We start from the raw sequence: 26,591 nt of genomic DNA on the forward strand, positions 1-26,591 counted from the left end.
TGCGGACTATGAATCCTTACGTGATGACTCCTGACATGAATGGGGAAGGCCTGCACATCGGCATCGTGCGCTCCCGCTTCAACGCCGAAATCGGCGAGGCCGAGCTCGCAACCTGCCTCAACGAGCTCTCCGCGTTGGGCGTGGACGAGCGCGACGTCATGGTGGTGACGGTGCCCGGCGCGCTCGAGATGGGCGTGGCACTGGCCCAAATGGCCGAGACTTTCGAGTTCGATGCGCTGATCGCCCTGGGTGCGGTGATTCGCGGCGAAACCTATCACTTCGAACTCGTCAGCAACGAGAGTGCCGCGGCGATCAGCCGGGTGGCCCTCGAGACCGGCATCCCGGTGGCCAACGGCGTGCTGACCACCGATACGGACGAGCAGGCGCAGGTGCGCGCCGCCGACAAGGGCCGGGACTGCGCGCGTGCGGCCGTCGAGATGGCCAACCTCGTCGCGGCCCTCGAGCCCGAGTCCGATGAGGACGACGACTACGATGACGACGATGATGAGGATGGCGACGACGAGGACGCCGATGACTGAGCCCAAGGGCGCGCGCGCGGGGCGCAGCAACGCGCGCAGCGCGCGCCGCATGGCGCGCGAGTTCGCCCTGCAGGGCATCTACGCCTGGCTGCTGCGAGGCGGCGATGGCCTGGACGAGCTCGGCGAAATCGACGCGCATGTGCGCGACGGCGAGGATTTCGCCGAGGCCGACATCCAGTGGTACCAGATCCTGCTTCAGGGGACGGTATCGCAGGCCGAGTCGCTGCGCGAGCGCTTCAAGCCCTACATCGACCGCCCGATCGCCGAGCTCTCGCCGATCGAGCACGCGATCCTGCTGATTGGCAGCTTCGAGCTGGTCCAGCACGTCGAGGTTCCCTACCGCGTGGCCATCAACGAGGCGGTCGAATTGGCCAAGTCGTTTGGCGGCACCGATGGTTTCCGCTTCGTCAACGGCGTGCTCGACAAGCTCGCCGCCGAGGCACGCCCGGCCGAGGTCCAGGCTGGTGCGCGACGCTGACGCAGCCAGGGTGGTCCTGTGCGACCCGATAGCGAATTCGATCTGATTACACGGTATTTCGCCTGGCCGGCACCCGCCGGCATGCTGGGCGTGGGCGACGACTGCGCCCTGTTATCGGTCTCGCACGGTTTCCAGATGGCCGTCAGCAGCGATATGCTGGTCGAGGGCCAGCATTTCTTTGCCGACGTCGACCCGGCGGACCTGGGATACAAGGCCCTGGCTGTCAACCTGTCCGACCTGGCGGCCATGGGCGCGCGTCCCCTGGCGTGCACGCTGGCTCTCTCGATCCCGCGCATCGATCATCATTGGCTGCGGGGATTTTCGGGGGGATTCCAGACGCTTTCGCGCCAGGCGCAATGCCCTCTGATCGGGGGCGACACCACCCGCAATCCGGCCGGCGTGGTGATCAGCGTCACGGTGATGGGCGAGGTCCGCCGCAACCACGCCTTACGCAGGGACGCGGCCAAGGTCGGCGACGATATCTGGGTGACGGGCGAGCTGGGTGCCGCGGAGCTGGCCTTGCGTTTGATGCAGGGGCGTCTGCCCGCAGACGCGGCGCGGCTTGCCGCCGCCCGTCCGGCGCTCGAGCGGCCTTGGCCGCGCCTGCGATTCGGCCAGCGGCTGGCCGGGATGGGGCGCGCGGCCCTGGATATTTCCGACGGGCTCTTGCAAGACCTCGGTCATATTCTGCGAGCCAGCCATTGTGGCGCGGACCTCATGTTCGACCGGATTCCGGCGGCTCCGATGCTCGACGGCCTGGACGAAAACGTACGCCGCGACATCATATTGGGGGGTGGTGACTGTTACGAGCTCTGCTTCACCGCTACGCCCAAGCGGCGCGAACAGATCCAGGCCACCGCGCGCATGCTGGATGTGCCGGTGTCGCGGATCGGCGTGGTGACGCGCGGGGACGCCTTGCGCGTGCTGGACGCCGACGGCGCCGTCCTGTCCGTCGGACGGGGCGGCTACGACCATTTCGTGGGTGAGGGCGCGAACGGCGCCTGACGATCATGGCTAAGAAAAATCCGCAGCATCCGACCGCGGCCTGGGTGTTTTCGCGCCCCAGTCGCGTCATTGCCTTCGGCCTGGGCTCGGGCCTGCTGCACCCGGCGCCGGGGACCTGGGGCACGCTCGTGGGCTGGGCATTGTGGGCCGCGTTGCTGTCCCGCGTGCCGGATCCCTGGGTCGCCGTGATTCTCGTGGCGTCTTTTGTGCTGGGGTGCTGGGCCTGTCAGCGGTGCGGCCTCGCCCTCGGGGAGCCCGACCACGGTGGCATGGTGTGGGACGAGATCGTCGCCTTCTGGCTGGTGCTGTGGCTGACGCCCGGCGGCCTCTGGATGCAGGCGCTCAGCTTCGTTCTGTTTCGGATTTTCGACATCTTCAAGCCGCCGCCGATCCGGACTTTCGACCGGCGGCTCAAGAACGGCTTCGGCGTGATGCTGGATGATGTGCTGGCGGCGGTCTATACCCTGCTGGTGATGGCGGTGATCGTACGCATGGGAGGCGGATGATGGTCAAGCGGGACCTCGAGATTCTCGCCGGCGAAGTCGGCGCCGCGTTGCGGGCCGCGGGTTGGGTCTGCGCCTGCGCGGAATCCTGCACCGGCGGCCTTTTGGCCGCGGCGCTCACCGCGCGGCCGGGCTCCAGCGCCTGGTTCGATCGCGGCTTCGTCACCTACAGCAATGCCGCCAAGGTCGAGCAGTTGCGTGTGGGCACCGATACGCTCGAGCGCTTCGGCGCGGTCAGTGAGGAAACCGCCATGGAGATGGCGGCTGGGGTGTTGGCCTGCGCGCGTGCCGCGCACCTGGCGCTGTCCACCACCGGGATCGCCGGGCCGGACGGCGCCACGCCAGGCAAGCCTGTGGGGATGGTGTGCTTCGGCATCGCGCGTCGGGCGGGGCAGGGCATCGTGACGCGCGCCGCCACCCACGTGTTCGAGGGCGATCGCGAGGCCGTCCGCCGGGCTGCGGTGGGCTTCGCTCTGCGCGCCGTGCTCGAGGAAACGCGGCGGCGCTGAGCCTCGGCGCTGGTCAGTGGTCCTTCATCAAGGCCAGCCGGATGGCGCTGCGCGTGGCGCGGGCGGCCTTGGCCGCCGCCTCGGCCCAGTCCTCGCCATCGCTGGCATACAGGATCGCGCGTGACGAATTGACCATCATGCCCAGGCCCGCCGGCGTGCGACCGGCCCGGACGGTGGTGCGGATGTCGCCGCCCTGGGCGCCGATGCCCGGGATCAGCAGCGGCATGTCCCCCACCCGCTGGCGCACCAGGCCGATTTCCTCCGGGTAGGTGGCCCCCACCACCAATGCGCACTGGCCCGTGGTGTTCCAGACCCGGGCCACCTGGTCGGCCAAGTGCAGGTACAGCGGCGTGCCGTTGGCCAGCCGCATGTCCTGCAGGTCGGCCCCGCCGACATTCGAGGTCCGGCATAGAATGATCACGCCGCGGTCGCCGTAGTCCAGGTAGGGTTGTATGGAATCCCGTCCCATGTACGGGTTGACCGTTACCGCGTCGGCGCCATAGCGCTCGTAGGCCTCGCGGGCGTACTGGGCCGCCGTGCTGCCGATGTCGCCGCGCTTGGCATCCAGCACGATCGGCAGCGCCGGATGATGCTCGCGGATGTAGCGGCAAATGGCCTGCAATTGATCCTCGGCCGCCAGCGCCGCGAAATAGGCGATTTGCGGCTTGAAGCCGCAGGCGTAGGGCGCGGTGGCGTCGACGATCGCTCGGCAGAACTCGAATACCCCGTCTGGTCGCTCGGCCAGTCCGGCCGGGAGCCGTTGGGAGTCGGGATCCAGACCCACCATCAGCAGAGAATCCTGGGTTTTCCAGGCGCGGTTCAATTTTTCGATGAAGTTCATATCGGGCAGTTGGCATCGAATGGTTGGCGGCGTGCGTGGCGAATGCCTCGGCCTGGCGGTGAGCGCGCGATGGCGGCTGCGGCGCACGGACATGCGCATTATGCAATGGAATACCGCCGCGCGGGCCGCCGCCCGCGGGCGCTAGTCCGGCAAGACGCGCGGCAGCAGTACGGCGGCCCAGGTGGCGGCGGCCAGCAGCAGCGTCAGCAGCACCGCGGCGCTGCCGATATCCTTGGCGCGGCCCAGCAGTGGATCGTGGCCCGTGCTGATCGCATCGGCCAGGGCCTCGACCGCGGAATTGAGCAGCTCGACCACCAGCACCAGGACCAGTACGCCCGCCAGCAGCAGGCGTTCGAGGGCGGATGTGCCCAGCCACAGACCCAGCGGAATCAGGATCACCGCCAGCGCGACCTCTTGCCGGAAGGCCGCCTCGTGCCGCCATGCCGCGCCCAGGCCCTGCAGCGAATAGCCGAAGGCGCGCACGATGCGGACCAAGCCGCCGGTGCTCTTGTAGGGTGAGGATCGGTTCATGGCTGCGCCGGAGGGGGTGACGTCGGCATTGTAATGGAAGGGGGCGAATAGCCGCGCGCCCATGCCGGCCGATCGTCCATAGGCTCGGGCGCACCCTATCGCGCTCAGGCCAGCGTGGCCCGGGCCAGGCTCGCGGGCTCGCCGTGGATCATGACGAAGGCATCGGTGCCGGTCGGCAGGCTTGCGCTGCCGTCCCCCTCTTTGAACTCGAGCACATTCCACCCATCGTCGTATAGCCGCCAGGCGCGCGCGCCCGTCACCGCCAATGTGTTCGCGCCGCTCAGTTTCACGCATTCGGAGTAGCCATCCGCGCCGATGGGGACGTCCAGTCCGCCTGGCCCCGCCTGTTGGGGGATGGAATCCAGCGGTCGATAAAAATATCCCCCGAGAGCCAGCCATTCCTCGGCCCCTTGCATCCGCACGACCAGCTCATACAAGTCGCGTCCAAAATTCACCGGAATCTTCAGGAACTGGTGAGTGCGTAGATTGGTGTCTGGCAGCAGCGGCTGGCGGCCGTCGATCTGCACATATCCGGGCAACTCGGCGATTTCGGTCAGCGTCACGCGGGGCGAGTCGACATTGAGCATCGTCGATGATTCATGTTCGTTGATCAGCACCCAGCTTTTTCCCAACCGGCCCTGCCAGCTCGCCGAGAGGGCGGGGGCGGCCGTAATCTGCTGGCCGTACGGCATGGAGTTCCGATAATGTCCGTCGATGTTCGTGAAACGCATGATCAGATAGCGGTAGGGGCCGCTGTCGACCAGGCGAAAGGACCGTGGCGAGCCCTCGGTGGAAAACCAGCCGTCGTCGCGCAGGCGCAGCCCGGCGGCTACGGTCGTCCACGCACCGGCTTCGTGGCGAAAGAGAGTCATGGATCGGTCGCCGTTCTTGTCCACCCGGCTGACGCCTTCGAAGCTGCCGTAATACCCAGTGATGGCATCGAGCACCGCATCGTCGGCGGTCACGGCCGGTGGCGGCGCGGCCGGCAGGGGCGGCGGAAGTTGCGGCAACAGCCGCTTGTCGACCAGGGCGTGCAGCAGGATGCGTTCGGCCAGCCTGCCCGCACCGTACGCGCTGGTCGTACCGGTGATCATCACGGCCAGCCCGGTGTCGGGCATCACAAAAAGATCGCTGCCGAAAAAGGTCGTGCCGCCGTTTTTCTCCCAGCAAGTAAAGCCGACTGCGCGCAGACCCGGATGATCGGTCTGATCCCAGCCCAGGCCCCATTTCCACTGCGGTGTCGGATTCAGCATGGTGCCGGTCGTCTGGTCGCGGCCCATTTCCGCAACCGCCTCGCGCGAGAGGATCCGCCGGCCATTGAACTCGCCCCCCTGTAGGAACATCATGGCCAGGTTCATCATTTCGGTCGGCGTGCTGCTCAGGCCGCCCGTGCCGTACGCGTTGACGAACTCCTGGCTTTGGTCCGCACCCTTGAATCGCGCGTGGGCGAAACTGCCGGCTGGATAAGGAGCCAGCGGGTAGCGGCTGAGGCTCATGCCCAACGGCCCCAGAATTTCCTGGGTTACAAAGACCGCGTAGGACTTTCCGCTGACCTCTTCGACAACGCGCTCGGCCATGGTGAATCCATCGTTGCAATACACCGCCAGCTCGCCCGGTGTGTGCTTCAGGTGTTCGCCCGCCAGCACGGTTTGCGTCTTGCGGGCGTAGCCCGGCAAAGGCTGGAATGAGAATATGTTGTTGTAATTTGCACCGGGGAATCCGGACGTATGGCTCAGCAGCATGCGAACCGTCACGTTTGCGAATTCCGGAGACAGCATCTGGAAATCATGGACGTAAGTGCTCGCCGGCGCGTCCAGGTCCACCAGGCGCCGGTCCACCAGGATCATCACTGCCAAGGCGGCGAACACCTTGCTGACAGAGCCGATGTTGTACAGCGTATTGATGCCGGCGGGCTGTCCGTTGGCGTCGTCGATCGTGCCGAAGGCCTGTTGCCAGACGAGGCGCGAGCCGTCGGCGAGAGCCACCGACACCGACGAGGTGTCCGTGTCGGCCATTGCCTGGATGATTGCGGCCCGGCCGTCCCGGATGGTGGCCGAATAATCGATTGGCCCGGAATCCGAGCCGGAATCTCCGCAGGCCGCGAGCGGCCCCAGCATCGAGCCCGCCAACGCGGCCTGCAGCACGCTGCGCCGTTGGGGCGAGGTCGGGGCGTCGAGGTCATGAGCATACGGGCTACCGTCGGTGGCCATGAAGTTTTCCCATTGAGGTTTGAAATAAAAATACAGAAATCGTAGCACTCGTAACGCTTGAGCCACAATGGGCGGGCCATGGGCTCGCGCCGCTTAGGCAATGCATTCCGGCTGGCAACGAAAAACCCCCCGTTGCGGGTAATCGCAACGGGGGGTTTTCTTGGCATTGCCGGGATGGCCGATGTCCGAAGGCATCGGCCGCGGCGGGAGGGCTTAGAAGCCGCCCATGCCGCCCATGCCACCCATGCCGCCCATGTCGGGCATGGCCGGAGCCGGCTTGTCCTCGGGCAGTTCGGCCACGGCGGCCTCGGTCGTCAGCAGCAGGCTGGCGACGGACGCAGCGTTTTGCAGCGCCGTGCGGGTGACCTTGGTCGGGTCGATCACGCCTTGCTCGACCAGGTCGCCGTACTCGCCGGTGGCGGCGTTGTAGCCGTAGTTGCCCTCGCCTTGCTCGACCGCGTTGACGATCACGCTGGCCTCATCACCGGCGTTGGTGACGATGGTGCGCAGCGGCGATTCGATGGCGCGCAGGACCAGCTTGATGCCGGCGTCCTGGTCGGCATTATCGCCCTTGAGCTTGGCCACCGCGGCCTTGGCGCGGATCAGGGCCACACCGCCGCCCGGAACGATGCCTTCCTCGACCGCGGCGCGCGTGGCGTGCAGGGCGTCCTCGACGCGGGCCTTCTTTTCCTTCATTTCGATTTCGGTCGCGGCGCCCACACGGATCACCGCCACACCGCCGGCCAGCTTGGCGACGCGCTCTTGCAGCTTTTCACGGTCGTAGTCCGAGGTGGCTTCCTCGATTTGCGTGCGGATCTGCTTGACGCGAGCCTCGATGTTCTTGCCATCGCCTGCGCCGTCGATGATCGTGGTGTTTTCCTTGGCAACCTCGATGCGCTTGGCCTGGCCCAGCAATTCGAGGGTGGCCTTTTCCAGCGACAGGCCGGTTTCCTCGGAGATCACCGTGCCACCGGTCAGGATGGCGATGTCCTCGAGCATGGCCTTGCGGCGGTCGCCGAAGCCCGGCGCCTTGACGGCGGTGGTCTTGAGGATGCCGCGGATGTTGTTGACGACTAGGGTGGCCAGGGCCTCGCCCTCGACGTCCTCGGCCACGATCAGCAGCGGACGGCTGGACTTGGCGACTTGCTCGAGCACCGGCAGCAGGTCGCGGATGTTGCTGATCTTCTTGTCGAAAATCAGGATGTACGGATCATCCAGGACGGAGACTTGCTTGTCGGGGTTGTTGATGAAGTAGGGCGACAGGTAGCCGCGGTCGAATTGCATGCCTTCGACGACGTCCAGCTCGTTTTCCAGGGATTTGCCATCCTCGACGGTGATCACGCCTTCCTTGCCGACCTTGTCCATCGCGTTGGCGATGATCTCGCCCACCGAGGCGTCGCTGTTGGCCGAGATCGAGCCGACCTGGGCGATGGCCTTGCTGGTGGTGCAGGGCTTGGAGAGCTTGTGCAGTTCGTCGACGGCGACCGCGACGGCCTTGTCGATGCCGCGCTTGAGGTCCATCGGGCTGATGCCGGCGGCCACGTACTTGAGGCCTTCCTCGACGATGGATTGGGCCAGCACGGTGGCAGTGGTGGTGCCGTCACCGGCATTGTCGGAGGTCTTGGAGGCGACTTCCTTGACCAGTTGTGCGCCGATGTTCTCGAACTTGTCCTTCAGTTCGATTTCCTTGGCGACGGACACACCGTCCTTGGTCACGGTGGGGGCGCCGAACGAACGGTCCAGCACGACGTTGCGGCCCTTGGGGCCCATGGTGGTCTTGACGGCGTTGGCGAGGATGTTGACGCCACGGACGATGCGCGAACGGGCGTCGTCACCGAAGAAAACTTGCTTTGCAGCCATGTTGAATTCCTTGAATGATGTACAGTGCGCGAGGCTTACTGGATGACGGCGAAGATCTCGTCCTCGCGGATGACGAGGACTTCCTCGCCATCGACCTTGACGGACTGGCCGGCATACTTGCCGAACAGCACCTTGTCGCCGACCTTCAGGTCAACGGGCAGGACCTTGCCGTCCTCGGTGCGCTTGCCGGGGCCGACGGCCAGGACTTCGCCCTGATCGGGCTTTTCAGCCGCGCTATCAGGGATGACGATACCCGAGGCGGTGGTGCGCTCGTTGTCCAGACGCTTGACGATCACGCGATCGTGCAAAGGACGCAGTGCCATGGAGGAACTCCTAGAAAGAATTAAGGAAACGCGGGAGATGCCGTGCGGTGCAAGGCGCTTGTTAGCACTCATCTCCATCGAGTGCTAATTATAAGGACGATCACGGGATATTCAAGAGGGGGACAGGGGTTGTTACAAATGATCGCCGGCGGCGCTGACTGCCGTTCGCGACAGCCGCGCTGGTGTTGATGGACCCAGCGATCCCAGCGCTGGCCCTTGTCTGGGCCGGGGTTTCACCGTGGACTCGCGGACGAGCGCAGGCAGGCATGGGCGCCGCCCGCGATCGCCTGCGCCAGCGCTCTGATGGTATCGGGCCTGGCGAGGCGTGCCGCCTCATCCGGATTGGCGATCACGCCCGCCTCGATCAGCACGGCCGGCATGGCCGCGGTCCGTAGCACCACCAGGTCGTCGTAGCGGTGGATGCCCCGGCGGTGATCGACAAAGGGGCGGTTCTCGCCGGCCACCGGCTCGGCGTGGTAGTTGGAGGGGCGTTCCCCGGCGGCCAGCAGCGCGTCGCCGATCGAGCGGGCGCAGCGCAGGCTGTCCGCGTACCGCGGGTTGCGCGGGGAGACGAAGATCGAATAGCCGGCGAACTCGTGTTGCCGCCCCGCGTCGATATACCGCGCCTGTATCGAATCATGGTGGATGGATACGAAGAGGTCGGTGTCTGGCGCGTCCGCCGCTCGCCGCGCCAGGGGAATGCCGGCCGCGCCGCCCTCCATCCGCGTCACGCGTTCTCCCAGCGCCGCCAGCGCGCGGGCGAGCGCGGCGGTCAGCTCCCGGTTGTACAGGTATTCGGTCCGGCCGCTGGCCGCGCGCGCACCCGGCTGCGCCGGCGCGTGGCCCGCATCCACCAGAATGTGCGCGGCCCACGCGGCCGGCGGGCCGCCGGCGATGAGCAGGGCTGCGAGCAGGCAGCGCGCGAGGCGCTCGCGGAAAGGGCGGGGCGGTGCCATGGGGCCGATCCTGCGGGGGCGCGGCCTGGCGCGGCTTACTTGAACACCGCAGGCAGGGTTTCGATGACGACTTGCCGGCCGTCCTGGACCTCGACCACATAGCTTTCGCGCGCCAGGTCACCCTTGTCGTCGTAGTGCACGTCCATCAGGATGCCGGGATGATCCTTGGCCGAAAGGCTCAAGCCCTTCATCATCGCCGCCAGTGCCTCCGGGTCGATCCGGCCCACGCGCTCGGTGGCCGCCTTCAGGATGTACATGCCGGTGTAGCCCTTCAGGCCGTCATGGCTGCTTTTGTAGCCGTAGGTTTTTTCGAAGCGTTGCGCAAAATCCCGCACCAGGGGATTGGGGGCATCGATGGTCAGTCCGACGTGGCCGCGCGCGCCCTCGGCGGCCCCGCCCGCCAGGTCGATCACGCTTTGCTGCATGATGGTGGTCTCGCCGATGATGGGCTTATCCCAGCCTTGCTTTTTCAGCTCGCCCAGCAGGCGCGCGGATTCCTCGACATTCAGGTAGGCGAACAGCAGATCGGCCTTGCTGCGCGTGAGCTGCAGGACGGGGCTGGAGAAATCGAGCTGGCCCTGGCTCGTCGGAACTTCCACCGCGATCGGCATGCCCAGTTTTTTGAGTGTCGGGGCGATGACATCCAGGCCGCCCTTGCCGAAATCGTTGTTGACATAGACGATCCCCACCGATTTACCCGGCGCGATGCTCGCCATGTAGTGGGCGGCCTTGGGCATGGCCTTGGCCTGGGAAAACGAGGTGCGGAAAACGTAGGGATTGCCGCGCTCGGTGATGCTGGAGGCCTCGCCCCCGACGAAATTCGGAACGTGCGCCTCGCGCGCGACCTCCATGCTCACCAGCACCGAGCCGGAGAAGATCGGCCCCATGATCGCGTACGCGCCGTCGTCGACCGCCTTGGTGGCCATCGCCTTGGCGATCAAGGGGTTGGATTGCGAATCCAGGACCGGCGCCTCAATCTGGTCGCCCAGGATTCCGCCCGAGGCGTTGATCTCGTCGACCGCCAGCTTGACCCCGTCCTTGAAAGGCTCGCCGGAGGCGGCGCCCGGGCCCGTGAGCTCGACGATGGTATAGATTTTGACCGGCTCGGCCTGGGCGGGGGCGCCGCCCAGGAGTGCGGCCGTTGCGAGGAAGCCGGCGAGCCTGCGGCCGGCCTTGGCGGTGAATGTCATGATGTGCTCTCCTTGTGTGATGTGTCAGGCGGCGTAGCGGGCCTCTGGCAAGCCCTGGATGTCCAAGTCGATGGCCAGCAGGCTGCCAGCCAAGGGTTCTTGCCGCAGCTGTGTCGGGCTCAATGGGTGGCGGGCGGACGTGATGTAGAGCGTGCGCAGGTCGTGGCCGCCGAAACAGATGCAGGTCGGATGGGTGACGGGCAGGTGGAGGGTGCGCTCCAGGCGGCCGTCCGGGTCGTATCGCAGGATGCGGCCGCCCGCGTACATGGCGACCCACAAGCACCCCTCGGCATCGATGCATGCGCCGTCCGGCCGCCCTTCGCGGCCGGAGTATTCGGCGACTGTCCGCCGCGTGCCGAGCGTGCCGGTTGGCGCGTCGAGCTCGAAAGCCCAGAGGACGTGGCTCCGGGTATCCGAACAGTACAGTGTGCGCTGGTCCTTGGAGACGGCGATCGAGTTGATCAGCCGGATGCCGGATGCCATGTGCGTGACCGTCCTGTCGGGATCGAGGCGGTACAGGGATCCGACGGGCTGCGTGTACTCGAGATCCATGGTGCCGACCCAGAACCTGCCATGCGCGTCGCAGCGCCCATCGTTCAGCCGCGTCCCGCGGTTTTGCGCGGGTACCCGGGCGATTTCCTCGAGGGCGGCGGTCTCGGGATCGTACAGGTGCAGGCCCAGATCCATCGCCAGCAAGACCTTGCCGGATTCGCACAGGGCCAGGGAGCCCAAGTGCTTGGCATCGAAAGGCGTGCGGGTGTGGTTCCCCGAGCGCGGGTCCAGCCGATGCAGCGCGGGCCTCAGGATGTCGAGCCACCACAGTGACTGCGTCCGATCGCACCAGAGAGGCGTTTCGCCGAGCAGGTCATTGGCGTGGATCACAGGGTACAGGGGCATGGCGGCGTTTCCTCGGGCATGGAATGCGCTCGTTCGATTGTGAGACAATAATAATGTACTCGCAAGTACATTTCAAGGCCGAAGCGTGTATCCTGTCGCGGTGCGGATCGAGGAGGGGCGTGTGGCAAGCAGAAAACCGGCCAAGGGCAGGCCGCCGGCATCGCTGGCTCGCGGCGCCGAACAGACCAGGGCGGACATCCTGTCGGCGGCAACGCATGAGTTCGCGGGGAAGGGATTTGCCGGGGCGCATGTGGACAATATCGCGGCGCTGACCCAGACCAGCAAGCGGATGATCTATTACCATTTCGGCAACAAGGAAGGCCTGTATCTGGCGGTCCTGGAATCGGCCTATGGCCAGGCCCGGATCGAGGAGGCGCGCCTGCGCCTGGACGGGCTGACGCCGGAGGCCGCCATGCGGACGTTGGTCCGGTTTCGCTTCGACTACCATAACGATCATCCGGACTATATCCGGCTGGTCATGAACGAAAACATTCTCAATGGGCGGCACCTGGCGGGCTCGAAGCGCATCGGCAGCCTCAGCTCTCCGGCGATCGAAACCATCCGCGGCATCTACGAACGCGGCGTCGAGGCGGGTGTGTTCCGACGGGGCCTGGACCTGCTGAACATCCACATGTCGATCAGCTCGCTGAGCTTTCATAATGTGTCGAATCGCCATACGTTCACGATTCTGTTTGGCCGCGACTGGGGCAGCCTCGAGGAACTGCGTGCGCGGCGCGCGCATGTCGAGGATATGATCTTGCGCTACATGACCGATTCCGGCCGCTGAGGGGTCGCCAGTCCCGGGTATTCGATAGTTATAGACAATTGCATCAATAAAAACAATCAATTTTACTTATTGATCAGGGACGCCTACACTAGCCCTGTTGCCAAATCGGCCAATCACTGAACAAGGAGTAGCGATGTCTCTGATCAATACCAAAATCAAGCCCTTCAAGGCCACTGCCTATCACAATGGCAAGTTCGTCGAGGTCAGTGATGCGACCGTCGCGGGCAAGTGGTCCGTGTTCGTGTTCTATCCCGCCGACTTCACCTTCGTCTGCCCCACCGAGCTCGAGGATCTGGCTGATCATTACGCCGAATTCCAAAAAATGGGTGTCGAGGTCTACAGCGTGTCGACCGACACCCATTTCGCCCACAAGGCCTGGCATGACACCTCCGAAGCCATCAAAAAGGTCAGCTACCCGATGATCGGCGATCCGACTCATGTGCTGTCCCGCAACTTCGACGTGCTGATCGAGGAAGAGGGCGTGGCGCTGCGCGGCACCTTCGTGATCAATCCCGAAGGCGACATCAAGGTCCTGGAGATCCACGACAACGGCATCGGCCGGGATGCTTCCGAGCTGCTGCGCAAGGTCAAGGCCGCCCAGTACATCGCCTCGCACCCCGGTGAAGTCTGCCCGGCCAAGTGGGAGGAAGGCGCCAAGACCCTGACCCCCTCGCTGGACTTGGTCGGCAAGATCTGATCCAAGGGCCGCCCGGCCCGACGGCCCGCCGCGCGCAAGCGGCGGGCACCCCACCCCCGATTCAAAGAACCAGGCGGTGCCGGGCGGCACGGTCCGGGGGATGTTTGTCCAAGTAAAAGGTGATGACAATGCTGGATGCAAGCCTCAAAGGCCAATTAGGGACCTATCTCGAGCGGGTGACGCACCCCATCGAGCTGCGCGCCTCGCTGGATGAGGGCGCCAAGTCGCAGGAATTGCGTGCCTTTCTCGAAGACATTGCCAGCCTGTCCGACAAAATCACGCTGGTCGAGAGTGATGCGGGCGCGGGCCGCACGCCGGCGTTCGCGATTGCCCGCACGGGGACTGATGTTGCGGTGTCCTTCGCCGGGATCCCCCTGGGCCATGAATTTACATCGCTGGTGCTGGCGCTGCTGCAAGTCGGCGGCCATCCGCCCAAGCTCGACGACGCGGTCGTCGACCAAATTCGCGCCCTGCAGGGCGTCCATACTTTCGAAACGTATTTTTCCCTGTCCTGCCAGAATTGCCCGGACGTCGTCCAGGCGCTGAATGCGATGTCGGTGATCAACCCGAACATTCGTCACGTGGCGATCGATGGCGCCTTTTTCCAGGACGAGGTCCAGTCTCGCGAAATCCTGTCCGTGCCGGCCGTCTTTCTGAACGGCGAGCTGTTTCACCAGGGGCGCGCCGGAGTCGAGGAGCTATTGGCCAAGCTGGATGTCGGCGACGACGCGGCCAGGGTCGAAGCCCTGAATGCACGCGAAGAGTTCGACGTGCTGGTGGTCGGCGGTGGCCCGGCGGGTGCCGCCGCGGCCGTGTACGCGGCCCGCAAGGGCATCCGCACCGGCGTGGTGGCCGAGCGCTTCGGAGGACAGGTCCTCGATACGATGGCGATCGAGAACTACCTCTCGGTGCTCGAGACCGAAGGCCCCAAGTTCAGCGTGGCGCTCGAACAGCACGTCAAGGCCTACGAGGTCGACATCATGAACCTGCAGCGTGCCACCCGGCTGGTGCCCGGCAAGTCGGTCCAGGTCGAACTGGCCAGCGGCGCGACCCTCAAGGCCAAGACTGTCGTGTTGTCGACCGGCGCGCGCTGGCGCGAGATCAACGTCCCCGGCGAGCGCGAATACCGCAATCGCGGCGTGGCCTATTGCCCGCATTGCGACGGCCCGCTGTTCAAGGGCAAGCACGTGGCGGTCATCGGCGGCGGGAATTCCGGCGTCGAGGCGGCGATCGATCTGGCGGGGCTGGTGGCCCATGTGACCCTGATCGAGTTTGGCGATGCGTTGCGGGCCGACGAGGTGTTGCAGCGCAAGCTGCGCAGCCTGCCCAACGTCACCGTCCTGCTGTCGGCGCAGACCACCGAGATTCACGGTGACGGCAAGCGCGTGGTCGGCCTGACGTACAAGGACCGCGGCACCGGCGCCGAGCATCGCGTCGAGCTCGACGGGGTCTTCGTGCAGATCGGCCTGGTGCCCAATACCGAATGGCTCAAGGGCACGGTGGACCTGACCCCGCACGGCGAGATCGTCATCGATGCACGCGGCCAGACCTCGGTGCGCGGCGTATTCGCCGCCGGCGATGCCACCACGGTGCCGTACAAGCAGATCATCATTGCCGCCGGCGACGGGGCCAAGGCGGCGCTGGGCGCCTTCGATCACCTGATCCGCAGTTCGGTCGCCGACGAGGGGCAGGACGTCAAGGCCGTGGCCTGAGCGCAGGCAGGGGCGCGGGTGCCCCAGCCTGCCGCGACCCGGCGATCGAGCCGCTACAATATCGGCCTGGAAATCGTTCGAATCGATCAGGGGATGCGATGAGCGGCAAGATCAGGGTGGGGATCGTCGGCTACGGCAATCTGGGGCGCGGCGCCGAGCAGGCGCTCGCGCTCACGCAGGACATGCGCCTCGAGGCGGTGTTCACGCGCCGCGATCCCGCGAGCGTGGTCTGCGGGGATGTCGGCGTGCCGGTGGTGGCCCTGGACCAGGCCGGGCATTGGCGCGATCGCATCGACGTGATGCTGCTGTGCGGTGGTTCGCGTCAGGACCTGCCCGAGCAAGGCCCGCAGCTGGCCTCGATGTTCACCACGGTCGACAGTTTCGACACGCATGCGCACATTCCGGAGTATTTCGCGGCCATGGACCAGGCCGCGCGCGCGGCCGGCACGGTCGCCATGATTTCCATTGGCTGGGATCCGGGCCTGTTTTCCATCAATCGCCTCATCGGCGAGTCCGTCCTGCCGCAGGGGTCGACCTACACCTTCTGGGGCAAGGGCCTGAGCCAAGGGCATTCGGATGCCTTGCGCCGGGTCCCGGGTGTGCGCGCCGCGGTTCAATACACCATCCCGTCGCCCGAGGCGATGCGGCGGGTGCGCGCGGGCGAGCGGCCGACGCTCGCCACACGCGAAAAGCATACGCGTGAATGCCACGTCGTCCTGGCTGAAGGCGCCGATGCGCAGGCCGTGCGCCAGGCGATCGTCACCATGCCCGACTATTTCGCCGACTATGACACGACCGTGCATTTCATCACCGCCGAGGCGCTGGCGCGGGACCATGCCGCCATGCCGCACGGCGGGTTCGTGATCCGCAGCGCCGAGACCGGCGACGGTACTCGCCAGCTCATCGAGTTTTCACTGCGGCTCGACAGTAACCCGGCCTTCACCTCCAGCGTGCTGGTCGCCTACGCACGCGCCGCGCACAGGATGCGCCAGCAGGGCGCCAGCGGCGCCCGGACGGCCTTCGATGTGGCACCCGGCCTGTTGTCGCCTCGCGACCCGGCGCAGTTGCGGCAGGATCTGCTCTGACCTGGAGGCGACGGCCGTGCTGTCCGAGTATGGCGTCCTGGATCTGTGGACTTACGTGGCGGGCACGGTGTTCATCATCGTCCTGCCGGGCCCCAATTCGCTGTTCGTGCTGGCGACGGGCGCGAGCCAGGGCGTGCGCGTCGGCTACCAGGCGGCCCTCGGCATCTTTGTCGGCGATTCGATCCTGATGGCGCTGGCGGCGGCCGGCGCGGCCTCGGTGCTGCGTGTACTGCCGATGTTGTTCGTGGCGCTCAAGATCATGGGTGCGCTGTACCTGTGCTATCTGGGCTTGCGGCTGGTGGCTTCGGCCTGGAAGCCGGCCGCGCCCGATCAGGCGCGGCCGGTCACCGTCGGGCCGGGCAGCCGGTTTCGCAAGGCCTTGCTGCTGAGCCTGCTCAATCCCAAGGCGATCCTGTTCCTGCTGTCGTTCTTCATGCAGTTCGTCGACCCCTCTTACGCGCATCCGGCGCTGTCCTTCCTGATCCTGGCGGCGATTCTGCAATGCCTGAGTGTCCTGTACCTGTCGCTGCTGATCTTCGGCGGCGCACGCCTGGCGGCCGCCTTCCGGCGCCGGCCAGGTGTGGCGCGGCTGGGGAGCGCGGCGACCGGCGGCGTGTTTCTCTGGTTCGCCGGCCGCCTGGCTTTCGAGGCCTGAGTCCGTCGTGGCGGGCACGGCACATCACGCTACGGTAATATTGCGCATTCCCACGCCATGATGCCTGGCCGCGGAAAACCGGGCACGCGCGCGCGTTGGCCGAGGTTCCGGCGGGCCTTGCGCGGATTTCCCTTATTCGAAGCCTTTAGGGTTTATCCCTTTAGGTGTCGCTGCGCTTACTGGGTAGAATTTTTTGCATCTTAGGTGCTTTACGGATGATTCGACCAGGATGACGCCATGCCGCCCCGCCTCGCCTTAAACAATATCAGCAAGTCCTATCCCACCGTGCGGGCCAACGACCAGGTCAGCTTGGCCGTGCAGCCGGGCGAGATACACGCTGTGCTGGGCGAAAATGGGGCCGGCAAGTCCACGCTGATGAAGATCATCTACGGCGTGGTGCGCCCGGATTCGGGCACCGTCCTCTGGGATGGGCAGCCGGTGCAGATCGACAGCCCCGCGCAGGCGCGGGCCCTTGGCCTGGGCATGGTGTTCCAGCATTTCTCCTTGTTCGACACCCTGACCGTGGCCGAGAACATCGCGCTGGGGCTGCCGGGCGATACCGACATCCACGCGCTCGAGCAGCGCATCGCGGATACGGTCGAGCAATACGGGATCGAGCTCGAGCCCACGCGCCACGTGCATACCCTGTCGGTGGGCGAGCGCCAGCGCGTCGAGATCGTGCGTGCGCTGTTGGGCGAGCCCCGCCTGCTGATTCTCGACGAGCCGACGTCGGTGCTGACCCCGCAGGCTGTGCATCGGCTGTTCGATATTCTGCGGCAACTGGCCAAGGAGGGTTGCAGCATCCTGTACATCAGCCACAAGCTCGACGAGATTCGCAGCCTCTGCCACACCTGTACGGTCATGCGGGCCGGGCGCGTGACCGGCGAATGCGATCCGCGCCTCGAGACCGAGGCCGGCCTGTCGCGCCTGATGATCGGAACGGAACTGCCCGCGATCGCGCGCACGCCGCGTGAGGCCGGCGCGCCGGTGCTGCGGGTACAGCGCCTGGATCTGCCGCGCGCCCATCCCTTCGCCACGCCCCTGCGGGACATCTCGTTCGATCTGTGCAGCGGCGAGATCCTCGGGGTCGCGGGCGTATCGGGCAACGGCCAGCAAGAACTCATGGCGGCGCTCTCGGGGGAAGACACGCGCGGCAGGGCCGACAGCATCCGCATCGATGACGAGCCGGTTGGCCACCGCTCGGCGGCCTGGCGCCGTGGACGCGGGCTGGCTTTCGTGCCCGAGGAACGCCTTGGACGCGGCGCCGTCCCCGAGCTGTCGCTGGCGCGCAATATCCTCTTGTCGCACCAGGGCGAGGCCACGGTGCGGCGCGGCTTCGTGCGCGAGGGCGCCGTGCGCGCGCTGGCCGTCGGCATTATCGAACGATTCCGCGTCAAGGCGCCGGGCCCCCAGGCGTTGGCCGGCAGCCTCTCGGGCGGCAATCTGCAAAAGTACATCGTCGGGCGCGAGGTGGTGCGGCAGCCGCGCCTGTTGTTGGTCGCGCAGCCCACCTGGGGGGTGGATGTGGGCGCGGCCGCGCAAATCCGCGGCGAGCTCCTCGCCCTACGCGATGCAGGCTGTGCGATCCTGCTGATTTCCGAGGAGCTCGACGAACTCTTCGAGATTTCCGACCGCCTGATCGTCATCGCCAAGGGGCGCGTGTCGCCCTCGGTGCCGATTGGCGAGGCCCAGCGCGAGCGGATCGGCCAATGGATGAGCGGGTTGTGGCCCGGCGCCGAGGCCGAGGCGCAGGCGACGGAGGCGGCCCATGCTTGAACTGGTCCCGCGCGCGCAACCCTCGCGCCTGATGTCCTGGCTGTCTCCCATCCTGGCCGTGATCCTGACCGCGGCCTGTGGGGTGCTTATGTTCGCCGCCGTCGGCAAATCCCCCATCGAGGGCCTGGCGGTGTTTTTCATCGAACCGATCAGCAGCCTGCGGGGCTGGTCCGAGATCGGGGTCAAGGTCGCGCCGCTCTTGCTGGTGTCGGTGGGACTGGCGCTGTGTTTTCGCGCAAATATCTTCAATATCGGCGCCGAGGGCCAGTTGGTGCTGGGGTCGATCGTCGCGGGTGCCGTCATCCTGTATTTCGACGATGGCTCGGGCGAGGGCGGCGGTGCGTTCATGATCGCGCTCGCCTTGCTGGCGGGGGCCGTGGGCGGTGCGTTCTGGGCGGCCATCGTGGCCTGGCTGCGCGATCGCTACAACGCCAACGAGATCCTGGTGTCCCTGATGCTGGTGTACGTGGCGGAGCTGCTGCTCAGCTATCTGGTGCATGGTGTCCTGCGCGATCCGGACGGGTTCGGCTTTCCGCAGTCGCGGCTGTTCGACGATGGCTTCCTGCTGCCGGCCTGGCCGGGCACGCGGCTGCATCTGGGCGTGCTGCTGGCGTTGGCGGCGGCGTTGCTGGCCTGGCTCCTGTTGTCGCGCATGTTCGCCGGGTTCCGCCTGACCGTCGGCGGGCTGGCGCCGCTGGCGGCGCGCTATGCGGGTTTTTCTTCGCGCCGCGCCTTGTGGGCCTGCCTGCTGTGTTCGGGCGCGCTCGCCGGGGTGGCGGGTGCTTGCGAGATCATGGGGCCCATCGGCCAGCTCACCCCCTCGGTGTCGCCGGGCTATGGTTTTGCCGCCATCATCGTCGCCTTTGTCGGACGCCTGCATCCGCTGGGCGTGGTGTTTTCCAGCTTTGTGATGGCGCTGTTCTACATCGGCGGCGAGCTGTCGCAGACCCGCCTGGGCATGCCCAGCGCCATCACGGGCATCTTTCAAGGCATTTTGCTGTTTGCGCTGCTGGCGTGCGATGTCCTGATCTACAAACAATTCCGCTGGAGGTTGAGGCCTGTCGGGAGGACCCACTAGAACCATGGATGCGCTAGCCCCCCTGATCGCCGCGTCGATGAACGCGGGGACCCCTCTGATGTTGGCGGCCCTGGGCCTGCTGGTCAATGAAAAGGCCGGGGTGATCAACCTCGGTTCCGAAGGCATGATGCTGGTTGCGGCGGCGCTGGGGTTCGCGGTGACGGTGCATTCCGGCAGCCCGGCGACGGGCTTTCTGGCCGGTGCCGTGGCCGGTGCCCTGCTGGCCGGCGTGTTCGCCTGGCTGACGGTGTGGCTGGGCGCCAATCAGGTGGCCTGCGGCCTGGCCCTGTCGCTGTTCGGCGTGGGCGCCTCGGCCTACATCGGCATGCCGTATGTCGGCGCGACGATCCAGGCCTCGAACTGGGGCATCCCCGGCCTCGAGCACATTCCGTTCCTTGGCCCGGCCGTGTTCCAGCACCACCCGATGGTGTATGGCGCACTCGTCCTGTGCGCCGCGCTGGGCTACTTCCTCTATCGCACGCGTGCGGGGCTGGTGCTCCGGGCGGTGGGTGAGTCGCCCGAGTCGGCCCATGCCCTGGGCTACAAAGTGCGCCGCATCCGCCTGGCGGCGCTGCTGTTCGGCGGCGCGTGCTGCGGCCTGGCGGGTGCATTCATGTCGCTGGTCTATACGCCCATGTGGGTCGAGGGCATGGTGGCGGGCCGCGGCTGGATCGCGCTGGCGCTCACGCCGTTCGCGACCTGGCGCCCGGCCCGCGTCCTGGTGGGCGCCTATCTGTTTGGCGGCATCACCATTCTGACCTTTCACATGCAGGCGCTGGGCGTGCCGATCGCCTCGCAACTGCTGTCCATGCTGCCGTATCTCGCGACCATCCTGGTACTGGTGCTCATCTCAAGGAATATCAACTGGATCCGCATCAACATGCCCGCCTCCCTGGGCAAGAATTTCAACCCCAATTCCTGAAGGAACGATCATGAAGGGAACCATGCTCCGCAAGACGCTCTACGCTCTCACGGCGGCCTCGGCCGTCGCACTGGCCGCCCCCGCCACCGCCGAACCGCTGAAGGTCGGCTTCGTCTATGTCAGCCCCATCGGCGAGGCTGGCTGGACCTGGCAGCAGGACATCGGCCGACGCGAGATGCAGGCCGCGCTAGGCGACAAGGTCAAGACACAATACGTCGAGGACGTCCCCGAGGGGGCGGACGCCGAACGGGTCATCCGCGACCTTGCCCAGCAGGGCAATCAGCTCATTTTCACGACGTCCTTCGGGTACATGAACCCGACGATCAAAGTCGCCAAGCAGTTCCCCGACGTCAAGTTCGTGCACTCGACCGGCTATAAGACCGCGTCGAACGTCGCCACCACCAATGCCCGTTTCTATGAGGCGCGCTACGTGGCCGGCATGCTGGCCGGCAAAGTCACCCAGACCAAGGTCGTGGGCTATGTCGGCGCCTATCCCATCCCCGAGGTGTTGCAAGGCATCAACGCCTTCACGCGCGGCTTGCGCAGCGTCCAGCCCGATGCCCAGGTGCGCGTCATCATGGTCAACAGCTGGTTCGATCCGGGCAAGGAGCGCGATGCGGCGCTGGCGCTGCTCGACCAGGGGGCCGACATCGTGACCCATCACACCGACTCCACCGCGACGGTGCAGGCTGCCGAAGAGCGCGGCAAGCACGCGATCGCCTATCACTCCGACATGTCCAAGTTCGGACCCAAGGCGCAATTGGGCGCCGTCACCCACCATTGGGGGCCGTACTTCACCCAAGAGGTCCAGTCGGTGCTGGACGGCACCTGGAAGTCCAATCAAGTCTGGGGTGGCTTCAAGGAAGGCATGGTGGCTCTCGAGGGCTTTGGCCCGGACGTCAGCGACGAGGTCAAGGCATTCCTGAAGCAGCAGCAGGACGCCATCGCCGCCGGCACGCTGAATCCGTTCGCCGCGCCGATCAAGGACAACGAGGGCAAGGTGCGCCTGGCCGAAGGCGCCTTGGACGACAAGGGTCTGAACGCCATGGACTATTACGTCGAGGGCGTGGTCGGCAAGCTCGGCAAGAGCTGAGCCCTTGCCGGTACGCGTCGCGTGAAACAAGGGGCGCCGCGGGGATAGTACACTGGCGACCGGGGGCGATGCCGCCCCCGGTGGGGCGAAGGCCGTCGCGCGCCTTCGCAGGGGCCAGTTACCATGCCTGGCCAAGCATGGAAAAACATGTTTTTGGTGAGTATCGGATGAAACCCTTATTTTCACGTATCCTCGGCGCCGCGGCCGCATCGGCGCTTTTTTGGGCCGGGCCGGCGGCCTGGGCCCATGGCCACGGCGGTGGGCATGCCGCGATGAGTTCCGCGGCGGGCCTGCCGGCCTCGTCGACGGTCAGCGCGCGGGATTGCTGGATCCGGCAGCTGCCCCCACCCGCCCCGTCGGGCGGATTCCTGCTCGTGCACAACGGCGGCGATCAGCCGACGGTCCTCAAGGGCGTGTCCTCGCCGGACTACGGCATGGTCATGTTGCACCAGACCACTGAGGAAAACGGCCTGAGCAAGATGTCCATGGTCCATGAGGTCTCGATCCCGGCGGGCCAGAACCTCGCCCTCGAGCCCGGCAGTTATCACATCATGCTCGAGCAGCCCAGAGAGGGCCTCAAGGTCGGTGACCACGTGCGCGTGGATTTTGCCCTCGGCAACGGCGAGGGCTTCAGCGCGACCTGCGAGGTCAAACCCGCCAAGGCCATGAGCCACTGACGGCGTTCAGGCACCGTCCCCGAGGAACGCCAGGCATGCGCGATTGAAGGCGCGTGGATTGGCGAGATTCATGCCGTGCGCGGCCAGGCGGATCACCTCCCGCCGCGCGCGCGGCAGGACGGCCTGTAACTGGTCCTGCCGCGCGGCATAGCGGGCCGGGCTGTCGGCGCCGCCCAGCAGCAGGACGGGGCACTCGATGCGGCCGATATCCTCGAGGTGCTCCGGTCGGTTCGCCTCGAGGACCTGAGAGCGCAGGGTCGCCGCGTTGTCGCGCACCATCTGCTTGAACCAACCCACCATCTTGCGCCAGGTCCCGGCGCCGTTGACCGTGTCGATGAATTGCTCCGCCGCCGCATCGGTCTCCCCCTGCGCCAGCAGGTCGACCGCAGGCAGGTAAAAGGGCTCCACGGGTGCCTCGTGAGTGAACCGGAAGCCCGGGTCGGCAAGCGTCAGGGTTTTGCAGCGTTCCGGCGCCCGCAGCGCGAATTCCAGGGCGATCTGCGCCCCGCGAGAATGGCCCAGCACGTGCACCGGTCGGCCGTCCCCCAGTGCGTCCGTCAGGGCGATCATGTCCTCGACATGCGTGGCGATTCGATAGCCGGGGTCGGGATGCGTTCCGGCCCGCGGCCAGCATCCGCGCAGGCTCGCCGCCACCACGCGATACGATGCGCTCAGTTGCGGAATCTGCCAGCGCCAGTAGCGGTAGTCGCACAGCGATCCGTGGATCAGCAGGACGATGTCTCCCGCGCCCGCCTCGGTGTAGGCAATCGGGTGGGACCGCTCGAGCGTGGCCTGCGGGAGCTCGGGGGCGCCAGCCATTACAGCAGCTTCAGGCGGCTTTTCGCGGTTTCGGCCGCTGAGGCCTGGGGATAGTCCTTGATGATGCGCTGCAGGCTGGCCTTGGCGCCGGCCATGTCGTTGAGCTCGATCTGGCTGGCGGCCGCGACCAGGAGCGCGTCCGGCGACCGTGGATCCTGCGGCTTGTCCTTGACCAGATCCTGCATGGTCTTGACCGATCCCTTGAAGTCGCGCGTCGCGTACTGGCTGCTGCCGAGGTAGAAGCGTGCGTCGCCCGCCAGATCGCTGTCGGGGTAGGCTTGTGTGAAGGACGCAAAGGCGCCCGCGGCCTCTTTGTATTTGCCGCTACGATACTGGTCGGCCGCCGCCTGGTAGGCGGCCTGTTCTTGAGGGTCGGCGGCCTGGCGGTCCTGTGGCGCATTCTCGGGTTGGTCCCCAGAGGGCGGACGGCGCGTCAATTGCTCGATCTGGCCACGCATGGACGCCACCTCGTGGCGCAGCATGTCGATCTGGTCCGCCAACTGCAGCCTGGCCTGCTGGTTTTGTTCGTTGATCTGCTTGATCTGTGTCCGAAGGTCGAGGATGGCGCGCCGGGCCTCGTCGTCGGAAAATGCATGCGCGGGCGCCGCGGCCAGTGCCAGCACGGCGATCAGGCCGGCGGTGAGGGTGGTGCCCATGCGGAATATGAATGCTTGCATATCGAGTTCCATCCAAAAAGACCTCCATGCCGCGCTTTTGCCTTGCTGCCCCCTGGCGGCGAATCAAGCCCACGCGCTGTGCCTTCGGCGTGTTGCCCCTCAAGGGGGCCTCATTTTACCTTGGGGCGGCCCGGCGGCAAATGAAACGCCGCGGCGGGAACCGCCACGGCGTTGCTGCGGCAAGGCCGGAATCAGCGCTGGTAGGTGATGTCAGCGCGGCGGTTCTCGGCGTAGTCGGCTTCGGTGTTGCCCAGCGCCTTGGGGCGCTCTTTGCCGAAGCTGATGGCTTCGATCTGGTTGGCGTTGACGCCCAGCAGGGTCATCATGCGTGCCACGGCGTCCGAACGGCGTTGGCCGAGAGCCAGATTGTATTCGGTGCCGCCGCGGGCGTCAGCATTGCCTTCGACGCGCACCTTTTGGCTCTGGTGGCTGGTCAGGTAGTTGGAGTGCATCTCGACCACGCTGCGGTACTGCTCGGGGATGGCATAGCTGTCGAACTCAAAGTAGACCGAGCGTTGTTGCGCTAGGGGACTTTGCGGATTGAACGGATCCATGATTTGTCCCGTGGACGCAGAATCCGAGCCTGCGCCTCCGGCGCCGGACTGGTCCAGCGGTACGGAGCTGCAAGCCGCCAGAGAGGCGGCGAAAGCGGCTATTGTCAGGGTCCTGGTGATGCGCGAGCTCATTTAATTTCCTTTCAAAAAGAGTCACACGAAAATCGGCTAATCAGTAAACGGGCCCCATGTCGGCTCACGAACCTTGCCATTCAGGGAGGACAGCCTCTGCTTGACGCGTCCGTCGACCGAGGTCACGGCCAATACGCTCTGGCCGTTCTGGATCGAGCTGTACAGTACCTGCATGCCGTTGGGGGCGTAGCTGGGAGACTGGTCATCCGGGCCGGCGGTGAGGAGCTGTTCGGCTCCGGAATTCAAGGCCATGGTCGCGATCCTGAAGGCACCGTTTCTTCGTGTAACGTACACTAGTTGGCTGCCGTCCGGAGAGACGCGGGGTGAGATATTGTAACTGCCCGAAAATGTCAGGCGCTGGGCGTCGCCGCCGGCGGCGGGGACTTTATATATCTGGGGGTTGCCACCCCTATCGCTGGTGAACACCAGCGAGCCGCCATCGGGGGTAAAGCGCGGCTCGGTGTCGATCAGTGGCGAACGCATGACGCGACGCAGGTCCGAGCCGTCGGCATTGATGGTGTAGATCTGCGAAATGCCGTCCCGCGACAGGACAATGGCCAGGCGGCTGCCGTCAGGCGACCAGGCGGGTGCGCTGTTGTTGCCCTTGTAGTTGGCCGCCGGTGTGCGCTGGCCCGTGCTCAAGGTCTGGATGTAGATGACCGGCTTGCCGGATTCGAAGCTGACGTAGGCCAGGCGGCTGCCGTCGGGCGACCAGGCGGGCGAGATGATCGACTGCCGGGAGCGCAGCATGACCTGGGGATTCTGGCCGTCGGCGTCAGCAATTTGTAACTCATAGCCGTTGCCGGTTTGCAACACGTACGCGATGCGCGTGGAAAACACGCCGCGCACTCCGGTGATTTTTTCGTAGATCCGGTCGGCGATCCGATGCGAAATCCGGCGCAACTCCGCCTCGGTGCCGCTGAAGGCCACCTGGTCGAGCTCCGTTTTGCGGGCGTTGTCCACCAGGCGATAGCTGACTGTATATTGGCCGCCGTTCTGGGCGATCGAGCCGAAGGCGATGTAATCGGCTCCTCGGGACTGCCAGTCGGCGTAGGCCACCGTGCTTTGGAAGTCGAGCGTCGCGCCGGCGGCGCTGATCAGGCGAAACTGGCCCGATCGCGTCAGGTCGGCCCTGATGATCTCGGGCACCTGTGTGCCGCTCGGTCCCGCGAAATCGGCGATTGCGATCGGATACTGTGTGGCGCCGACACCCGAGATGTCGACGCGCAGTTGCGCATGAGCCGCCGGCGTGTTCAAGGCCGCGACGAACAGGAAGGACAGGCCCGCAACCGCGGTGCGCCGCCAGAGGCGCGCCACGAGGCTCGAGGCGAGGGATGAGGTCATGTGTGCGATCTCCTAGTCGTACATGCGGTAATCAACGTCAATATACGACGGATACTTACCGCTCGGAGGTTTTGGAAAGGCGCATGCGAGGATGCCCTGGCGTACGGCGGTGTCAAAACGCGGGTTGCCTGACGAGCGCTTGAGGTCCACCTTGAGGACCGCACCTTTGCCGTCCAGATAGGTGCGGTACAGCACTGTCGGGTTGGTTGAGCCTTCGCGCGGAGGCACGTTGTAGATGACCCCTGGCTGGATGCAGCGGCGCACCGCGGCGGCATAGCCGTCGCTGCCTCCGCCGCCGCCTCGCTGATTATGGTCTGAGGTGCCGCTGGGGATGCCGGCCGCCTCCAGCGCCGAACCGCGCATCGCCTCGCGCAGGGCCTCGCGTTTGGCGGCTGCCTCCTTGGCGGCCTTTTCCTTCGCGACCTTGTCAGCGGCCGCCTTTTCAGCAGCCGCCTTCTTCGCGGCGGCTTCCTTGGCGGCCTTCTCGGCCGCAGCCTTGTCAGCGGCTGCCTTTTCAGCAGCGGCTTTCTCGGCGGCGGCTTTCTCGGCGGCGGCCTTCTCGGCAGCGGCTTTCTCGGCGGCGGCTTTCTCGGCGGCGGCCTTCTCGGCGGCGGCCTTCTCGGCGGCCTTCTCGGCGGCGGCCTTCTCGGCGGCGGCCTTCTCGGCGGCGGCTTCCTTGGCGGCCTTCTCGGCCGCAGCCTTGTCAGCGGCTGCCTTTTCAGCAGCGGCTTTCTCGGCGGC

The 26,591-nt window shown here is 66.0% G+C and carries 28 protein-coding genes; 15 read left to right on the forward strand and 13 right to left on the reverse strand.

Annotated features, from left to right (window positions below; translation table 11 throughout):
• Window positions 1–8: 8 nt before the first annotated feature.
• Genes ribH through ABS761_RS05015 form a run of 5 tightly spaced genes read left to right on the forward strand, consistent with a single transcriptional unit; the run spans window position 9 to window position 3,034 of the window.
• Window positions 9–539, forward strand: coding sequence for a 6,7-dimethyl-8-ribityllumazine synthase (gene ribH / locus ABS761_RS04995; RefSeq protein WP_350406999.1), 531 nt, complete (start codon window positions 9–11; stop codon window positions 537–539).
• Window positions 532–1,017 (forward strand): transcription antitermination factor NusB, encoded by a 486-nt coding sequence (gene nusB / locus ABS761_RS05000; RefSeq protein WP_350407000.1) that lies wholly within the window; start codon window positions 532–534, stop codon window positions 1,015–1,017. Before ribH ends, nusB begins: the two co-directional genes overlap by 8 nt.
• Window positions 1,018–1,035: 18 nt before the next feature.
• Window positions 1,036–2,022, forward strand: a complete 987-nt coding sequence (gene thiL, locus ABS761_RS05005) for a thiamine-phosphate kinase (RefSeq protein WP_350407001.1) — start codon at window positions 1,036–1,038, stop codon at window positions 2,020–2,022.
• 5 nt (window positions 2,023–2,027) lie between these two features.
• On the forward strand, window positions 2,028–2,528 hold the full coding sequence (locus ABS761_RS05010; protein WP_350407002.1) for a phosphatidylglycerophosphatase A family protein: 501 nt from the start codon (window positions 2,028–2,030) through the stop codon (window positions 2,526–2,528).
• A complete protein-coding gene (locus tag ABS761_RS05015) occupies window positions 2,525–3,034 on the forward strand; it encodes a CinA family protein (protein ID WP_502881382.1) in 510 nt (169 codons plus the stop codon). The genes ABS761_RS05010 and ABS761_RS05015 overlap by 4 nt, the downstream gene beginning before the upstream one ends.
• A 13-nt stretch (window positions 3,035–3,047) precedes the next feature.
• Here the strand turns inward: ABS761_RS05015 and pyrF are convergent, their stop codons facing one another.
• The 8 genes from pyrF to ABS761_RS05055 all read right to left on the reverse strand — a co-directional run bounded on the left by pyrF (window position 3,048) and on the right by ABS761_RS05055 (window position 11,842).
• On the reverse strand, window positions 3,048–3,875 hold the full coding sequence (gene pyrF, locus ABS761_RS05020) for an orotidine-5'-phosphate decarboxylase (RefSeq protein WP_350407003.1): 828 nt from the start codon (window positions 3,873–3,875) through the stop codon (window positions 3,048–3,050).
• A 141-nt stretch (window positions 3,876–4,016) separates the two neighbouring features.
• A complete protein-coding gene (locus ABS761_RS05025; protein WP_350407004.1) occupies window positions 4,017–4,406 on the reverse strand; it encodes a diacylglycerol kinase in 390 nt (129 codons plus the stop codon).
• 104 nt (window positions 4,407–4,510) lie between these two features.
• Complete coding sequence (locus ABS761_RS05030; RefSeq protein WP_350407005.1) at window positions 4,511–6,616, reverse strand: serine hydrolase domain-containing protein; 2,106 nt, start codon at window positions 6,614–6,616, stop codon at window positions 4,511–4,513.
• Between the two features lie 213 nt (window positions 6,617–6,829).
• Window positions 6,830–8,476, reverse strand: coding sequence for a chaperonin GroEL (groL, locus tag ABS761_RS05035; RefSeq protein WP_350407006.1), 1,647 nt, complete (start codon window positions 8,474–8,476; stop codon window positions 6,830–6,832).
• Window positions 8,477–8,511: 35 nt separating this feature from the next.
• A complete protein-coding gene (locus tag ABS761_RS05040) occupies window positions 8,512–8,799 on the reverse strand; it encodes a co-chaperone GroES (RefSeq protein ID WP_350407007.1) in 288 nt (95 codons plus the stop codon).
• 233 nt (window positions 8,800–9,032) lie between these two features.
• A complete protein-coding gene (locus ABS761_RS05045) occupies window positions 9,033–9,755 on the reverse strand; it encodes an N-acetylmuramoyl-L-alanine amidase family protein (protein ID WP_350407009.1) in 723 nt (240 codons plus the stop codon).
• A gap of 35 nt (window positions 9,756–9,790) precedes the next feature.
• Window positions 9,791–10,945, reverse strand: coding sequence for an ABC transporter substrate-binding protein (locus ABS761_RS05050; RefSeq protein WP_350407010.1), 1,155 nt, complete (start codon window positions 10,943–10,945; stop codon window positions 9,791–9,793).
• A 24-nt stretch (window positions 10,946–10,969) separates the two neighbouring features.
• Window positions 10,970–11,842: an SMP-30/gluconolactonase/LRE family protein gene (locus ABS761_RS05055; protein ID WP_350407012.1), complete on the reverse strand. Its 873-nt coding sequence runs from the start codon at window positions 11,840–11,842 to the stop codon at window positions 10,970–10,972.
• A 121-nt stretch (window positions 11,843–11,963) separates the two neighbouring features.
• Between ABS761_RS05055 and ABS761_RS05060 the strand changes: the two genes are divergently transcribed.
• The 10 genes from ABS761_RS05060 to ABS761_RS05105 all read left to right on the forward strand — a co-directional run bounded on the left by ABS761_RS05060 (window position 11,964) and on the right by ABS761_RS05105 (window position 22,324).
• Window positions 11,964–12,629, forward strand: coding sequence for a TetR family transcriptional regulator (locus ABS761_RS05060; protein ID WP_350407013.1), 666 nt, complete (start codon window positions 11,964–11,966; stop codon window positions 12,627–12,629).
• Between the two features lie 133 nt (window positions 12,630–12,762).
• Complete coding sequence (gene ahpC / locus ABS761_RS05065) at window positions 12,763–13,326, forward strand: alkyl hydroperoxide reductase subunit C (RefSeq protein WP_350407014.1); 564 nt, start codon at window positions 12,763–12,765, stop codon at window positions 13,324–13,326.
• A gap of 128 nt (window positions 13,327–13,454) precedes the next feature.
• A complete protein-coding gene (gene ahpF, locus ABS761_RS05070; protein ID WP_350407015.1) occupies window positions 13,455–15,038 on the forward strand; it encodes an alkyl hydroperoxide reductase subunit F in 1,584 nt (527 codons plus the stop codon).
• A gap of 98 nt (window positions 15,039–15,136) precedes the next feature.
• Complete coding sequence (locus ABS761_RS05075) at window positions 15,137–16,123, forward strand: diaminopimelate dehydrogenase (protein WP_350407016.1); 987 nt, start codon at window positions 15,137–15,139, stop codon at window positions 16,121–16,123.
• Window positions 16,124–16,139: 16 nt separating this feature from the next.
• Complete coding sequence (gene leuE, locus ABS761_RS05080) at window positions 16,140–16,778, forward strand: leucine efflux protein LeuE (RefSeq protein ID WP_350407017.1); 639 nt, start codon at window positions 16,140–16,142, stop codon at window positions 16,776–16,778.
• Between the two features lie 237 nt (window positions 16,779–17,015).
• Complete coding sequence (locus tag ABS761_RS05085) at window positions 17,016–18,554, forward strand: ABC transporter ATP-binding protein (protein WP_350407018.1); 1,539 nt, start codon at window positions 17,016–17,018, stop codon at window positions 18,552–18,554.
• Complete coding sequence (locus tag ABS761_RS05090) at window positions 18,547–19,632, forward strand: ABC transporter permease (protein ID WP_350407019.1); 1,086 nt, start codon at window positions 18,547–18,549, stop codon at window positions 19,630–19,632. The genes ABS761_RS05085 and ABS761_RS05090 overlap by 8 nt, the downstream gene beginning before the upstream one ends.
• Window positions 19,633–19,636: 4 nt before the next feature.
• Window positions 19,637–20,554, forward strand: coding sequence for an ABC transporter permease (locus tag ABS761_RS05095; RefSeq protein WP_350407020.1), 918 nt, complete (start codon window positions 19,637–19,639; stop codon window positions 20,552–20,554).
• 10 nt (window positions 20,555–20,564) lie between these two features.
• Window positions 20,565–21,647, forward strand: a complete 1,083-nt coding sequence (locus tag ABS761_RS05100) for a BMP family ABC transporter substrate-binding protein (RefSeq protein WP_350407021.1) — start codon at window positions 20,565–20,567, stop codon at window positions 21,645–21,647.
• 167 nt (window positions 21,648–21,814) lie between these two features.
• Window positions 21,815–22,324, forward strand: coding sequence for a copper chaperone PCu(A)C (locus ABS761_RS05105; RefSeq protein ID WP_350407022.1), 510 nt, complete (start codon window positions 21,815–21,817; stop codon window positions 22,322–22,324).
• Between the two features lie 6 nt (window positions 22,325–22,330).
• Here ABS761_RS05105 and ABS761_RS05110 read toward each other — a convergent pair whose 3' ends face one another.
• The 5 genes from ABS761_RS05110 to tolA all read right to left on the reverse strand — a co-directional run.
• Window positions 22,331–23,143 carry an alpha/beta fold hydrolase gene (locus tag ABS761_RS05110; protein WP_350407023.1) on the reverse strand — a complete coding sequence of 271 codons (813 nt, stop codon included), beginning with the start codon at window positions 23,141–23,143 and terminating at the stop codon, window positions 22,331–22,333.
• Window positions 23,143–23,820, reverse strand: a complete 678-nt coding sequence (gene ybgF / locus ABS761_RS05115; RefSeq protein ID WP_350407024.1) for a tol-pal system protein YbgF — start codon at window positions 23,818–23,820, stop codon at window positions 23,143–23,145. Before ybgF ends, ABS761_RS05110 begins: the two co-directional genes overlap by 1 nt.
• Before the next feature lie 191 nt (window positions 23,821–24,011).
• Window positions 24,012–24,506: a peptidoglycan-associated lipoprotein Pal gene (gene pal / locus ABS761_RS05120; RefSeq protein ID WP_350407025.1), complete on the reverse strand. Its 495-nt coding sequence runs from the start codon at window positions 24,504–24,506 to the stop codon at window positions 24,012–24,014.
• Between the two features lie 36 nt (window positions 24,507–24,542).
• The gene (gene tolB, locus ABS761_RS05125; RefSeq protein ID WP_350407027.1) at window positions 24,543–25,850 is read right to left on the reverse strand and encodes a Tol-Pal system beta propeller repeat protein TolB; all 1,308 of its coding nucleotides are present in this window, start codon (window positions 25,848–25,850) and stop codon (window positions 24,543–24,545) included.
• Between the two features lie 12 nt (window positions 25,851–25,862).
• A partial coding sequence (gene tolA / locus ABS761_RS05130) for a cell envelope integrity protein TolA (RefSeq protein WP_350407028.1) occupies window positions 25,863–26,591 on the reverse strand: 729 nt, incomplete at its 5' end.

Source organism: Castellaniella sp. GW247-6E4 (assembly GCF_040276065.1).
Lineage (GTDB): Bacteria > Pseudomonadota > Gammaproteobacteria > Burkholderiales > Burkholderiaceae_B > Castellaniella.

What these genes read in the sequence shown, in the direction of transcription:
- ribH (WP_350406999.1), top strand. Translation starts at nt 9, where the DNA reads ATGAATCCTTACGTGATGACTCCTGACATGAATGGGGAAGGCCTGCAC.
- nusB (WP_350407000.1), top strand. Translation starts at nt 532, where the DNA reads ATGACTGAGCCCAAGGGCGCGCGCGCGGGGCGCAGCAACGCGCGCAGC.
- ABS761_RS05010 (WP_350407002.1), top strand. Translation starts at nt 2,028, where the DNA reads ATGGCTAAGAAAAATCCGCAGCATCCGACCGCGGCCTGGGTGTTTTCG.
- ABS761_RS05015 (WP_502881382.1), top strand. Translation starts at nt 2,525, where the DNA reads ATGATGGTCAAGCGGGACCTCGAGATTCTCGCCGGCGAAGTCGGCGCC.
- pyrF (WP_350407003.1), bottom strand. Translation starts at nt 3,875, where the DNA reads ATGAACTTCATCGAAAAATTGAACCGCGCCTGGAAAACCCAGGATTCT.
- ABS761_RS05025 (WP_350407004.1), bottom strand. Translation starts at nt 4,406, where the DNA reads ATGAACCGATCCTCACCCTACAAGAGCACCGGCGGCTTGGTCCGCATC.
- ABS761_RS05030 (WP_350407005.1), bottom strand. Translation starts at nt 6,616, where the DNA reads ATGGCCACCGACGGTAGCCCGTATGCTCATGACCTCGACGCCCCGACC.
- groL (WP_350407006.1), bottom strand. Translation starts at nt 8,476, where the DNA reads ATGGCTGCAAAGCAAGTTTTCTTCGGTGACGACGCCCGTTCGCGCATC.
- ABS761_RS05040 (WP_350407007.1), bottom strand. Translation starts at nt 8,799, where the DNA reads ATGGCACTGCGTCCTTTGCACGATCGCGTGATCGTCAAGCGTCTGGAC.
- ABS761_RS05045 (WP_350407009.1), bottom strand. Translation starts at nt 9,755, where the DNA reads ATGGCACCGCCCCGCCCTTTCCGCGAGCGCCTCGCGCGCTGCCTGCTC.
- ABS761_RS05050 (WP_350407010.1), bottom strand. Translation starts at nt 10,945, where the DNA reads ATGACATTCACCGCCAAGGCCGGCCGCAGGCTCGCCGGCTTCCTCGCA.
- ABS761_RS05055 (WP_350407012.1), bottom strand. Translation starts at nt 11,842, where the DNA reads ATGCCCCTGTACCCTGTGATCCACGCCAATGACCTGCTCGGCGAAACG.
- ahpC (WP_350407014.1), top strand. Translation starts at nt 12,763, where the DNA reads ATGTCTCTGATCAATACCAAAATCAAGCCCTTCAAGGCCACTGCCTAT.
- ahpF (WP_350407015.1), top strand. Translation starts at nt 13,455, where the DNA reads ATGCTGGATGCAAGCCTCAAAGGCCAATTAGGGACCTATCTCGAGCGG.
- ABS761_RS05075 (WP_350407016.1), top strand. Translation starts at nt 15,137, where the DNA reads ATGAGCGGCAAGATCAGGGTGGGGATCGTCGGCTACGGCAATCTGGGG.
- ABS761_RS05085 (WP_350407018.1), top strand. Translation starts at nt 17,016, where the DNA reads ATGCCGCCCCGCCTCGCCTTAAACAATATCAGCAAGTCCTATCCCACC.
- ABS761_RS05090 (WP_350407019.1), top strand. Translation starts at nt 18,547, where the DNA reads ATGCTTGAACTGGTCCCGCGCGCGCAACCCTCGCGCCTGATGTCCTGG.
- ABS761_RS05095 (WP_350407020.1), top strand. Translation starts at nt 19,637, where the DNA reads ATGGATGCGCTAGCCCCCCTGATCGCCGCGTCGATGAACGCGGGGACC.
- ABS761_RS05100 (WP_350407021.1), top strand. Translation starts at nt 20,565, where the DNA reads ATGAAGGGAACCATGCTCCGCAAGACGCTCTACGCTCTCACGGCGGCC.
- ABS761_RS05105 (WP_350407022.1), top strand. Translation starts at nt 21,815, where the DNA reads ATGAAACCCTTATTTTCACGTATCCTCGGCGCCGCGGCCGCATCGGCG.
- ABS761_RS05110 (WP_350407023.1), bottom strand. Translation starts at nt 23,143, where the DNA reads ATGGCTGGCGCCCCCGAGCTCCCGCAGGCCACGCTCGAGCGGTCCCAC.
- ybgF (WP_350407024.1), bottom strand. Translation starts at nt 23,820, where the DNA reads ATGCAAGCATTCATATTCCGCATGGGCACCACCCTCACCGCCGGCCTG.
- pal (WP_350407025.1), bottom strand. Translation starts at nt 24,506, where the DNA reads ATGAGCTCGCGCATCACCAGGACCCTGACAATAGCCGCTTTCGCCGCC.
- tolB (WP_350407027.1), bottom strand. Translation starts at nt 25,850, where the DNA reads ATGACCTCATCCCTCGCCTCGAGCCTCGTGGCGCGCCTCTGGCGGCGC.